This window comes from Hydrogenophaga crassostreae, from assembly GCF_001761385.1.
In the GTDB taxonomy this organism is placed as follows: Bacteria; Pseudomonadota; Gammaproteobacteria; order Burkholderiales; family Burkholderiaceae_C; genus Hydrogenophaga; species Hydrogenophaga crassostreae.
Genome location: NZ_CP017476.1, coordinates 510,336 through 522,379, shown reverse-complemented (window position 1 = coordinate 522,379; position 12,044 = coordinate 510,336). Strand labels below are relative to the sequence as shown.

Below are 12,044 nucleotides of genomic sequence, written 5' to 3'. Positions count from 1 at the left end.
CGCTCTTTGGCTGAGTGCCAGGTCAGCGCGGCCACATCCGCATCGAGCAGGGTGGCAACGCTACTCCAGCGCAAGCAGCCCCAGCTTTTTGTCATTCCAACATGGGCATGTCCCTCAAAAGGACGGAACACACACCCGGTTACCTCCCTGTATCGGCCTTCAGGCCACAGAACTTGACCTCCAAAGTCGCTGTTGAGACAAATCTCTGCCCCACCCACCCGCCAGAATGCGGCCCATGGGAACTCTTTACCTCGTGCGCCATGGCCAGGCCTCGTTTGGCGCCGCCGACTACGATCAACTGAGCGCGCTGGGCCAGCAGCAAGCCGTGCAACTCGGGCGCTACTGGGCCGAGCGCGGGCTGCGGTTTGACGCCGTGATGATGGGTACCCTGCGCCGCCATGTTCAAACCTGGGAAGGCATACGAGAGGGCGCCGACTTTGACATGGAGCCCCTGAGCTGGCCAGGCCTCAATGAATACGACGGCGAAGCGGTGGTCCGCGCCATCTGCCCCGACGTGGTCGACAAGCCCCTGACGCCTGAAGGCTACAAACGCCATTTCCACATGCTGCGCGACGGTTTGAGCCAATGGATGGGCGGCACCATCAGCCCCAGGGGCATGCCCACCTACCCGGCGTTCGTAGAAGGCGTGACCAGCGCGCTGGACCATGTGCGCACCCAGCACCCGGGGCGCAAGGTGCTGATCGTGTCCAGCGGCGGTCCCATATCTACCGCCGTGGGCCATGTGCTGGCCCTGAGCCCGGAACGCACCATCGACCTCAACATGCGCATCCGCAACAGCTCGATCACGGAATTCCAGTTTGGCCCCAAGCGCCACGCCTTGGTCACCTTCAACACCTTGCCCCACCTCGATCAACTCCAGTTTGCCGACTGGGTCACTTCCGCCTGAAGACCACGCAGGTTCCGCTGGGAGGCGCGTCGGCACAGCGCAACAATCGGCGGGGCAAGCCGAGGCATTCGCGACAGTCCCCGCCTCTGGCCACAACGGCTTTTCAGTCTGTCGCTGACGCTCAGCAATGGCATCGTCGCGCGAAGCACCGGCCATCGGACAGCAGCCACTGAACGGCTGGGCGCTGCAATTTCCCGCCCGCGACTGTGCGCCTTGATGCCGAGATAGCAGGCGCCATTGCCGCTTTTCCAGCGATCGGCGCCGTCGCTTGCGCGGCAACATCTGCACCACCCCGAAATCAACTTGCGACCCACAAGGCAGCAAGGCGTCCAACCTGTTCACCACACAGGCGAACGCCTTGCCTGCGCCCGGAAAGCCTCTTCATGAAAACCCTGCGCCTCAGCCGTTTCTCGCTCAGCACCCGCCTCATCTTCACCGTGTCTGCCCTCGTGGTCGGCTGTGTGACGCTGGTCAGCGCGGTCAATTTTTTCAGTCTGCGCCAATCAACGTACCTGGCCGTTTCCGCCTCCACACACAGCCTTGCCGAAGCCCGAGCCGAAGGGATTGCGCAATGGGTCAACGACAAGTCTGCCGTGGTCGAGGCCATGTTGCCCGCCACGCAGGTCGAAGACCCTGCGATTGCGCTCACACAGGCCGTGCGCAGCGGTGGTTTTGACACCACCTACATCGGCTATCAGGACAAACACGCCATTTTTTCCTCACCCCAGAACCTGCCCGAAAACTGGGACCCGACCGCACGCCCCTGGTACCAGCAAGCTGCGGCAGCGCCAGGCATGGTGCTGACCGAACCTTACGTTGACGCCGGCAGCAAAAAACTCGTGATGACGTTTGCCCAGGCCGCCAAAGACGGCGAACAGACCCGCGCCGTTGCGGCGGGCGACGTGTTCATGGACGCTGTGGCCAACGCCGTGACCGCCATTCACCCCACGCCTTCCAGCGACGCCTTCATCCTGTCCAGCGACGGCAAGGTACTGGTGCACGCCAACCTCGAGCTCCTGCTCAAGGATGCAACCGCCTTGAGCGCTGCCTTGACGCCCTCAGCGGTGGCGGGTCTTGGACAGGAGCTCGTCGAAATGGACATTGGCGGCAGCGCGCGCATGCTGTCTGCGATGCCGGTGAGCGGCACCAACTGGAAGCTGGTGATCTCATTGCACAAAGGTGAGGCGCTGGCATCCATGACAGCGTTTCTGATGCGCTCCGTGCTGGGTGCCCTGGTCGTGACCGCTTTGTCGGCCCTGCTGGCTGCGTGGGTGGTGCGCCGTTCACTGCGTGGACTGGGCCGGCTGCAAACCGCCATGGAAGACGTGGCCTCCGACGATGGCGACCTCACCAAGCGCCTGGATGCCCAGGGCCACGACGAGCTGGCGCGCATTGGCCAGGCGTTCAACGCCTTTGTGGACAAAATCCAGGCCACGTTGCGCGAGATCCGCTCGGCCAGCGACTCCTTGCAGGTGGCTTCGCGCGAAATCGCCATGGGCAACCAGGATCTGTCGTCCCGCACAGAGGCGGCCGCCTCCAACCTAGAGGAAACCTCGGCCACGATGGAGCAGATGACCTCGGCGGTCGGCCAATCAGCCCAGTCGGCCCAGCAGGCCAATCAGATCGCGGCCAACGCTGCGTCATCGGCCGAGCAAGGCGGCGAAGTGGTGGCCCAGGTGGTGACCAGCATGGAGGCCATCACCCACAGCTCACGCCGCATCAACGACATCATTTCGGTGATCGACGGCATCGCGTTCCAGACCAACATCCTGGCGCTCAACGCTGCGGTGGAAGCCGCAAGGGCCGGCGAGCAAGGGCGGGGGTTTGCCGTGGTCGCCTCCGAGGTGCGCAGCCTGGCCCAGCGCAGTGCGGCGGCGGCGAAGGAAATCAAGGCACTGATCAACGGATCGGTGGAAAGCGTGGAGGTGGGTTCGGCCCTGGTGGCGCGCACCGGGGAGGCCATGCACAACATCGTCGAGCAGGTTCGACAGGTTTCCCACATGATGCAGGAAATCGCCACGGCCGCGGCCGAGCAACGCACGGGCATCGCCCAAGTGGGCAGCGCCGTCAGCAGCCTGGATCAGATGACCCAGCAAAACGCGGCGCTGGTTGAAGAAAGCGCGGCCGCCGCCAGCGGACTCAAAGACCAGGCAGAGAGGCTAACCGCCACCGTGGGCCAGTTCAGGATCGACTGACAGCCCACCCGCCGCTCGGCTCAGCGCAGGCTCTGCACATCCTGAGGCGCCACCGCGCTGGCCCGGTTACCCCACGACTGGCGCACGAAACTGACCACTGAAGCCACTTCGAGGTCGGTCAACAGGGTGCGAAACGGCGGCATGCCATAGGGTTGGGGGTTGCCTGCGGTGGAAGGTGCAAAGCCCCCCGCCAGAATGGCCTGCACCGCATTGACCGGGGAAGACATCACCACGCTGCGGTTGCCGGCCAAAGCAGGGTACGCGCCCGCCGCGCCTTGCCCCGCCGCGCCATGGCAATCGACACATTGCTGGCCGTAGATCTTTTCACCCAACACCATCTGATCGGCGGTGGCGCCCTTGAAGGTTCCGGCTTTCCCGGGCTGCACCGCCAGGTCTTTCAGGTAGGTGGCCATGGCCATCACGTCTTCGCGCCGCAGATGCTGTGTGCCGTCGAATACCACCTCGGCCATGGGGCCCATCACCGTGGCGCTGTGATTGCGCCCGTTGAGCAACAACTCGGTCAACTGTTCAACCGACCAGTCGGTCACGCCGGCCTCACCGGGGTCGCGCAATGACGGCGCCAGCCAATGGCCATCGGGCATGAGGCCTGCGCCCCAGCGCTCGCCGAGCGAGCTACCGCCCAAGGCATCACGTGCGCTGTGACAGGCCGAGCAGTGCGCGAGGCCATTGGCCAAATAGGCGCCGCGGTTCCATTCGGCCGACTGATTGGCCTGGGGCTCAAAGCGCGCTGGCTGGAAATACAGCAACCGCCACACCGCCAGCGCGGCCTGTGTGTTCACCGGGAAGCGCAAGGCGTGGGCAGGCGTCGCCTTTTCAACCGCCGGCACGCTGCGCAGGAAAGCATAGAGCGCATCACTGTCTACATCGCTCACCAAGGTGGTGTGGGTGTAGGGGAAAACGGGATAAAGCAGATGCCCATCGCGCGACCGGCCTTCGTGCACCGCGCGGCGGAAGGCTTGCTCGCTCCACGCGCCCAGGCCGGTAGAAGAATCGGGTGTGAGGTTGCTGGCGTACACCGTGCCAAACGGCGTATCGATAGCGCGTCCACCAGCGTAGGGCGCGCCGCCACGCTCGGTGTGGCAGGCCATGCAGTTACCAGCCCGGGCCAGGTAGGCGCCCCGTTCGATCTGGGCCGCATCTGCCGCCGGGGCATTCACCACAGGCGGTATTTCCACCGCCCGCATCTCCCAGCCGACCACCGCCAGCAGCACCATCAGGGCGAACGCCATCACGCCCAAGGCGCCGCGCACAACCGGCTTGTTCATGGCTTGACCTCCGGCGCGTAGCCGCACTTCAGCGGCATGGGTTCAACGGCCGCAGCGATCGGGTGCGGGTCCAGCGGCAACGGCTGGGCCGCCAGCCAGGCCGACACGGCCGAGATGTCGGTGGGCTCCAGTTTTTGGGCAATGTGCGCCATGCAATCGGGCTTGAACGCTTTGCGCAGCCCCGTTTGCCAGCCGCCCAGCTGGCCGATCAGATAGTCGCGTGGCAGGCCCAACAAGCCTGGCACGTTGGGGCGAACACCGGTCATCGCCGCGCCGTGGCAAGCCACACAGGCGGGCACATCACGCGCTGCATCGCCGCGTTTGACCAGCGCTTCGCCTTGCGCCAGCAACGGGGCTGAGGCGTCGCTGGGTTGCGGTGGCGGATACGGGAGATCCAGGCTCGCGAAATGCTGGGCAATGTCGCGCAGGTAGGCATCGCTCAGGGTGTCGAGCAAGGCGGTCATGCCTGCGTTGTTGCGCCGGCCCTCGCGGAAGTGGCGCAACTGGTGGTAGAGGTAGCCCTCTGGCTTGCCTGCAATGCGCGGGAAGAACCCGGTATTGGTGGCGCGGCCCTCTTTGCCATGGCACAGGGTGCACGCCATCAGCCGCTGACCCAGGTTATCGGGAACGCGGTGGGGTTCGACCTCGGCCGCCTGAGCGCAAGCCATGCTCAACGCCGCTGCGCCCAGCCAACTGCACCCGACACCGGTCACAAAGGAATAGAAAGACATATAGATACTGAAAATAGCACAGCGCAAGTTGCCTACAAATCGTTACACTGAGCGCCTCAACCGTTCACAAAATGGCCTCCGACGCATCCCCCAACTCCGCTTCACACTGCCCTCTCTGCGGTGCGGACAACCGTTGCGCCATGGAACTTGAACGGGCCACCGGACAGCCTCAAGCGCCTTGCTGGTGCACCGATGAGAGCTTCCCGCCGGATTTGCTCGCAACCCTGCCTGAAAGTGCCCAGGGCGCATCCTGCATTTGCATCAATTGCCTGCGGGCCCATGCGCAGCGGGGTACCCCATGATGCGCTGGCTCGACCGTTTCCCGCTCCCACTGCTGATTGCAGTGGCGCTGTGGCTGGCAGTAGCTCCCATTTCGCCGGAGCCTCATTTGATCGAGAAGCTGCGCATGCTCAGCCAGGGCGAACTGAGCAACCCCCTCGACATCTTCGATCTGCTGCTGCACAGCGGGCCACTGGTGCTGCTCGCGGTGCGCCTGTGGCGCCGGAACCGGGATCACTGATCACACATGAAATACCTTGATGTAAGCCTGGTATAGGGGTAATCGTGTAGAGGCGCGCCGACTGTAGGCACTTAGGATGCCCTAGAGCGGTGCCTGCGTAGCCAAAAGCCATGTGAACCGCTCTACAACGGTGCACCGCTTCTGGCCTGCATCTTGCGTGACGGAAAAGACGCCTTCTGTCTTGCGTCGAGTCTCTACATACCCATAAAGGAGCCACCTGTGAGCCCATCTCGGCAACCCTCCCTCAAAACTATTGCCACAGCTGGTCTGTGTGCTGTTGCCACCTCGTCGGCTTCGGCCGCAGGCTTCGATGCCGCTGTTGATGGCTTTTTCAACGACTACCTCGGCTGGTTCGCTGCGCTGATCTTTACCTCGGTTCCCGTTGGCGAAGCCAGCTTCCCCTTGATTGCCGGCTGGTTGTTGATTGCCGCGCTGGTCTTCACCCTGTATTTCGGCTTCATCCAGTTGAAGCAGGTCAAGCTCTCCATCGATCTGGTGCGGGGCCGCTACGACAACCCCAATGCCAACCACGACGGTGAGGTGTCGCACTTTGCCGCTCTGGCCACGGCCCTGTCGGGCACCGTGGGTCTGGGCAACATCGCCGGCGTCGGCGCGGCCCTTGCCATCGGCGGGCCGGGTGCCACGTTCTGGATGATCATCGTCGGCCTGCTTGGCATGGCATCGAAGTTCACGGAATGCACACTGGGCGTCAAATACCGAACCGTGCTGCCTTCCGGGGTGGTTTCGGGCGGCCCGATGTACTACCTCAGCCGCGGCTTGGCCGAGCGGGGCATGGCCGGGTTCGGCAAGATTCTGGCCGTGGGTTTTGCCATCATGACCATCCTCGGCGCCTTGGGCGGCGGCAACATGTTCCAGGGCAACCAGGCCAATGCCATGCTGGTGCAGACTTTTGGTCTGCCCGACGGCTACGGCTGGGTCACTGGCATCGTGCTGGCAGGCTTTGTGTTCTCCGTGATCATCGGAGGCATGCCCTCGATCTCCACGGTGACCTCCAAGCTGGTCCCCTTGATGGCCATTCTCTATGTGGGTATGTCGATCACCGTGCTGGTGGTCGAGTTTGACCAGATTGGCGCCGCATTCGCTGCCATCTGGAACGGTGCCTTCAGTGCCGAAGGTGTCGCAGGCGGCTTCATTGGCGCGCTGATTCAGGGCCTGAAACGTGCCACGTTCTCCAACGAAGCAGGCGTGGGCTCGGCAGCCATTGCCCACTCGGCAGTCAAAACCAGCGAACCCGTCACCGAAGGCCTGGTCTCCTTGCTGGAGCCCTTCATCGACACCGTGATCATCTGCACCATGACCGCCCTGGTCATCACCATTGCCGGCCTCAACACCGGCCCCTACCCCCACGCAGAAGGACTCACCGGCGTGCAACTGACCGCCGCTTCTTTCCAGACCGCTTACGACTGGTTCCGCTACCCGCTGGCCCTGGCCGTGCTGATGTTCGCGATCTCGACCATGATTTCGTGGTCTTACTACGGTCTCAAGGCCTGGACCTACCTGTTTGGCGAAGGCAAGACCAATGAGCTCATCTACAAGCTGATGTTCTGCTTCTTCGTGGTGGTGGGTTGCTCCATCGGTTTCAGCGCCGTGATCGACTTCTCCGATGCTGCCATCTTCGCGATGAGCATCTTCAACATCATTGGCCTGTACTTCCTGATGCCAGTGGTGAAAGCCGAACTGCACAAATTCCTGGCCAAAGTGAAGTCCGGGGAATACAAGCGCTACAGCTGAGCCTGCGGCTTCGTTACCGCTACCCCAACCAAGGGCCCTTCGGGGCCCTTGGTTTTTTGTGCGCAGCCAGGTGCCCGCGATGGCAAGTGCCTATGATGGCGCTCTAACTTCAACAGCCCATGCCAACCAACGCACCCGATCACTCCATTGCCGCCCTGCGCGTACGCCATGGCGATCGGTACCGGTGGCTGCTGCTGCTCTCGGTCATGGTCGGCACCATGGCGTCCATCATGTCGTCCACCATCATCAACGTCGCGATCCCGGACATGAGCCGCTATTTCGTGCTGGGTCAGGAGCGGGCGCAATGGGTGACCTCCGGCTTCATGGCCGCCATGACCGTGTCCATGCTGACCACCCCATGGCTGCTGTCGCGCTACGGCTACCGGCGCACCTACTCCGGCTGCATGTGGCTGCTGCTCGCCGGGGGCGTCGCTGGCGGCCTGGCTCAGCATTTCCCGCTGGTCCTCGCCGCACGCGTGGCCGAAGGGCTGGCCGCCGGGGTGGTGCAACCCATCCCGGCCATCATCATCCTGCGGGCCTTCGAACCCCACGAACAGGGCCGTGCCAGCGGCATCTTCGGCATGGGCGTGGTGCTGGCTCCGGCCATCGGCCCCAGCATCGGCGGCCTGCTGGTAGACGGCCTGGGCTGGCGCTCCATCTTTTACATGGTGGTGCCTTTCTGCCTTGCCTCGCTCTGGCTGGCCCGGCGCTACGTACCCACCAACGCGCCGGGCGGCGCGGCGGCCAATCCGCAAGGTGCCGGGCTGGACTGGCCCGGTCTGATGCTGGCCACGGTGGGCACCCTGTGTCTGCTCAATGGACTGGTCGAACTGCACAGCAACCCCGCTGGCACTGCCAGCGTACTGCTGCTCAGCGCGGCCTTGGCTGTAGGCGCTTTTGTCCTGTTGCAGCGGCGTATGCTGAAGTCCCACAACCGTCGGCCGACCCTGAACGTGGCACCGTTGATGAATCTGTCGCTGTTCGCCGACCGGCGTTTCGCCATGGGCAGCATCGTGGCGTTCATCTACGGCATCGCGCTCTTTGGATCCACCTACCTGCTGCCGGTCTACATGCAAATGGGGTTGGGCCTCTCGCCTTCTTACGTGGGCAGCATCTTGCTGCCGGCCGGGCTGGTATTGGCCGTGACCATCGCGATGGTCGGCCGCATGGCCGACCGGCAACCCACGCACCGGCTGGTGAGCATCGGCCTGGTGCTGCTGACCGCATCGTTTGCACTCATGACCACCATCGACCCGGGTCGCCCGGAGGCCATCATTCCTCTGCTGGTGATTTGGGCAATCCTGGGGCGCATCGGCCTGGGCTTCATCCTGCCATCACTCAACATTGGCGCCATGCGAGGACTCGGACACACCCACATCCCGCAGGGCTCCAGTGTGATCAATTTTTTGCGCATGCTCGGCGGCGCCGCTGGCGTGAGCCTGTGCGGCATCGTGCTGGAGTGGCGCATAACCGCCCACGGTTTTCGCCTGGACACCGCCAGCGACAACCCGGCCCGACTGGCCGCATTTAACGAGACCTTTCTGATGCTCGCGGCCGTTTGTGCACTGGCGCTGCTGGCGGCGCTGCGGCTGCGCGAAAACCAGATACCCGCCAAGTCTTGATCCCGGTCGCGAGCGCCCGCACAGACTGAGTCAAAGCCAGACGCCATGGGTCGCGCCGTGGCTCATGCGGTCGCCGTCAACAGGGTCAACAGCCCTGGATCCCCGGACCAAAAAACGCCCAAGGATCCGTTGCCACAATGCGGTTCAGTTGCCTGCGCGGGCCAGCGCCTGGGCCAGGTCTGCGACGAGATCGTCCGGATGTTCGATGCCCACACTCAACCGGATCATGCCCTCGCCCACCCCCGCTATGGCGCGCACCTCGGGTGACACGAAGCTGTGCGTGGTGCTGGCTGGGTGGCAAGCCAGGCTGTCCACGTCGCCGAGCGATACCGCCTGGGCGAACAACTGCAAAGCATCAAGCACATCGGCGGCCGCAGCACGCTCCGCCCGTGCAAGTTCAAAAGTGACCATGCCACCAAAGCCACCCTGCATCTGCCGCTTCGCCAGCGTGTGTTGCGGATGCGAAGCCAGCCCGGGGTAAAACACCGAGCGCACGGCAGACTGATGCTCCAGAAACTGAGCCACCGCCAGCGCACCATCGCAGTGTGCTTCCATGCGCAACGGCAAGGTCTTGATGCCGCGCAGGAACAGAAATGACTCCTGCGCCGCCAGGCTGGCGCCGATATGACCCAGCCCGGTCTTGCGCACCTGGGCAATGCGTGCAGCATCGCCCGCCACCACCCCGCCCGTTGCATCGCCATGGCCACCGAGGTATTTGGTCATCGAGTGCACCACCAGATCGATGCCGTGTGCGAGGGGTCGCACCAGGCACGGCGTGCAAAACGTATTGTCTGCCACGGTGATAGCGCCGCGTGCTGATGCGATCTGCGCCACCGCCTCCAGGTCATGCAGACGCAGGCTGGGGTTGGTCAGCGGCTCCACCCAGACCATGCGAGTGGCGGGACTCCAGGCAGCCTCCAGCCCGATCATCGTGGCGTCGGTCACGCGCAAGCCCCAGCGTTCGCCCATGGAGCGCAGAAGCCCCTCGGTTCCGCCATAGAGCGGGCCCAGGAACAGCAATTCATCTCCTGGCGCCAGCAGGCTGAGCACCACAGCAGCTGTCGCCGCCGTGCCGCTGGCAAACGCCACCGCAGCCTCCGCACCTTCCAGGTTCGCCATCTTGGCTTCCAGCGCTGCCACGGTGGGGTTGCCATAGCGCCCGTAGCGGAAGCCCTCCGCTTCGCCCGCAAAGATGGCGGCTCCCCGTTCCAGACTGCCGTAGGCAAAAGCGGTACTTTGGGTGATGGGTGTGGCAATGGCACCGCTCGCCGCGTCAGGTTGCTGGCCGGCGTGCACGGCGCGGGTTCGGATATGTGTCATCGATCTTGAAAGTCTGGTGAGAATGGTGCTTTTCCCAGGTTTCCTGAGGTGCACAGCGTCGCTTCTTGCCGAAGGATGTCTGGCAGACCCCCATTTTCAACGCCCCTGTCCAGCGCGCTTCCCTTGGTACTTTATAACCCCGACTCAACGCTACAAAGAACAACAGCCAGGCTCAGTACCACGGCCGAGAGTGCGCCCATTGTCCACCCGATTCCCAGCTCGAACACCGCGCTACACGAGGCACATGGCGCATGTGACACGTTCCACTGTATTCAGCACCGAAGGGGATGGCACCCCAAGAGAGCCCCGTACCCATGTCAAGGCGATCCACCGGTTCTGGGTTGAAATCAGCGCCCTGCTCACGCAATCACCATCTCAAAAATACAACGGGCAGCAAGCCACCTGCTGCATGTTTCGCAACCCCAGAGCAAGGCCGGACGCGAACACCCTGCATCAGCCGCTGCCCTGCCCGCTGTGGAGGCCATCACCGACTCAGCCAAGCGCGCTGTCTAAAGCAGGCCGCATGGAGCGCACAATAAGCCCATGTGCCAACTCCTCGGTCTCAACTGCGCCACTCCCACCGATGCCTCTTTCAGCTTCACTGGCTTTTGCCAGCGTGGCGGCGGCACCGACCACCACGCCGACGGCTGGGGCATTGCGTTTTTTGAGGGCAAAGGCCTGCGCTTGTTTGTCGACCCGCTGAGTGCCGCCGTATCACCCATCGCCGATTTTTTGCAGCATTACCCGCTCAAGAGCAAGAACATCATTGCCCACGTGCGCAAAGCGACCTACGGCGAGGTCAGCCTGCAAAACACCCACCCGTTCACCCGCGAGCTGTGGGGCCGCCACTGGGTATTCGCCCACAATGGCGACCTGCACGGCTACGAACCCTATTTGCACAGCCACTTCCGTCCCGTCGGCACCTCCGACAGTGAGCAGGCGTTTTGCTGGCTGATGCAAGAGCTGGCCAAATCCCACGCGGCCTTGCCCAGCATCGAGGAGCTCACCATCACCTTGCGAGAATTGGTGCCCCAGATCAGCCAGTTCGGCACCTTCAACTTCCTGCTCTCCAACGGCGAGGCCCTGTGGGCCCACTGCACCACCAAGCTGCACTACCTGATTCGACAGCACCCGTTTGCACAGGCCACCCTGATGGACCGTGACTGGACTGTCAATTTCGCTGACCTGAACCAGCCCGGCGACCGTGTGGCCGTGGTCGTCACCACGCCACTGACCTCAAACGAGCAATGGACCGCATTCGAGCCCGGGCAGCTCATCGTCTTTGTTGACGGCACGCCCCTGCCATGAACGCCTGGGTCACTTTGAGCCTGGCCATCGCCGCGGAGGTGGTGGCCACCAGCGCTCTCAAATCGAGCGAAGGCTTCACGCGGGCGGTCCCTTCGCTGGTGGTCGTTCTGGGCTATGGCTTGGCGATCTACCTGCTGTCCCGGGTGCTTGCGACCATCCCTGTGGGTGTGGCCTATGCGATCTGGTCGGGTCTGGGCGTTGTCCTGATCACGCTGGTGGCCTGGGTGGTTCATGGTCAACGCATTGACTTTGCCGGCATGGTCGGCATGGGTCTGATCGTTGCCGGCGTGGTTGTGCTGAACCTGTTTTCGAGTTCCACGGTGCACTGACACGGTGTCCCGGCCCGCATTCGAGCAGCGATTTCAGCTGTGGCGGCCTTCGTACCGGCAGCGCCCCTGCAGCC

The 12,044-nt window shown here is 63.6% G+C and carries 11 protein-coding genes; 8 read left to right on the top strand and 3 right to left on the bottom strand.

All coding sequences use genetic code 11. The features are described 5' to 3' along the window. Window positions 1–235 precede the first annotated feature (235 nt). Window positions 236–907 carry a histidine phosphatase family protein gene (locus LPB072_RS02550; RefSeq protein ID WP_066085243.1) on the top strand — a complete coding sequence of 224 codons (672 nt, stop codon included), beginning with the start codon at window positions 236–238 and terminating at the stop codon, window positions 905–907. A gap of 383 nt (window positions 908–1,290) precedes the next feature. Continuing rightward, complete coding sequence (locus LPB072_RS24045) at window positions 1,291–3,102, top strand: methyl-accepting chemotaxis protein (protein WP_066085118.1); 1,812 nt, start codon at window positions 1,291–1,293, stop codon at window positions 3,100–3,102. A 20-nt stretch (window positions 3,103–3,122) separates the two neighbouring features. Here LPB072_RS24045 and LPB072_RS02540 read toward each other — a convergent pair whose 3' ends face one another. Both LPB072_RS02540 and LPB072_RS02535 read right to left on the bottom strand, forming a co-directional pair. After that, window positions 3,123–4,388 (bottom strand): c-type cytochrome, encoded by a 1,266-nt coding sequence (locus tag LPB072_RS02540; RefSeq protein WP_066085116.1) that lies wholly within the window; start codon window positions 4,386–4,388, stop codon window positions 3,123–3,125. After that, entirely contained in the window at window positions 4,385–5,119 is a 735-nt protein-coding gene (locus LPB072_RS02535) for a c-type cytochrome (RefSeq protein WP_066085112.1), read from the bottom strand. The genes LPB072_RS02540 and LPB072_RS02535 overlap by 4 nt, the downstream gene beginning before the upstream one ends. A gap of 71 nt (window positions 5,120–5,190) precedes the next feature. On the opposite strand from LPB072_RS02535, the gene LPB072_RS22920 reads away from it, so the two are divergent. From LPB072_RS22920 to LPB072_RS02520, 4 genes are all read left to right on the top strand, one after another. Then, window positions 5,191–5,421, top strand: coding sequence for a cysteine-rich CWC family protein (locus tag LPB072_RS22920; RefSeq protein ID WP_082876706.1), 231 nt, complete (start codon window positions 5,191–5,193; stop codon window positions 5,419–5,421). Then, window positions 5,418–5,639 carry a hypothetical protein gene (locus tag LPB072_RS02530; protein ID WP_066085111.1) on the top strand — a complete coding sequence of 74 codons (222 nt, stop codon included), beginning with the start codon at window positions 5,418–5,420 and terminating at the stop codon, window positions 5,637–5,639. The genes LPB072_RS22920 and LPB072_RS02530 overlap by 4 nt, the downstream gene beginning before the upstream one ends. 219 nt (window positions 5,640–5,858) lie before the next feature. After that, window positions 5,859–7,391 carry an alanine/glycine:cation symporter family protein gene (locus LPB072_RS02525; protein ID WP_082876705.1) on the top strand — a complete coding sequence of 511 codons (1,533 nt, stop codon included), beginning with the start codon at window positions 5,859–5,861 and terminating at the stop codon, window positions 7,389–7,391. Between the two features lie 119 nt (window positions 7,392–7,510). Continuing rightward, on the top strand, window positions 7,511–9,013 hold the full coding sequence (locus LPB072_RS02520; RefSeq protein ID WP_066085108.1) for an MFS transporter: 1,503 nt from the start codon (window positions 7,511–7,513) through the stop codon (window positions 9,011–9,013). Window positions 9,014–9,157: 144 nt separating this feature from the next. On the opposite strand, the gene LPB072_RS02515 is transcribed toward LPB072_RS02520, so the two are convergent. After that, a complete protein-coding gene (locus LPB072_RS02515; RefSeq protein ID WP_066085105.1) occupies window positions 9,158–10,333 on the bottom strand; it encodes a trans-sulfuration enzyme family protein in 1,176 nt (391 codons plus the stop codon). A 543-nt stretch (window positions 10,334–10,876) separates the two neighbouring features. Here LPB072_RS02515 and LPB072_RS02510 point away from each other — a divergent pair. Both LPB072_RS02510 and LPB072_RS02505 read left to right on the top strand, forming a co-directional pair. Beyond that, a complete protein-coding gene (locus tag LPB072_RS02510) occupies window positions 10,877–11,641 on the top strand; it encodes a class II glutamine amidotransferase (protein ID WP_066085102.1) in 765 nt (254 codons plus the stop codon). After that, window positions 11,638–11,970, top strand: coding sequence for an SMR family transporter (locus LPB072_RS02505; RefSeq protein WP_066085099.1), 333 nt, complete (start codon window positions 11,638–11,640; stop codon window positions 11,968–11,970). Before LPB072_RS02510 ends, LPB072_RS02505 begins: the two co-directional genes overlap by 4 nt. The last annotated feature ends 74 nt before the right edge of the window (window positions 11,971–12,044 follow it).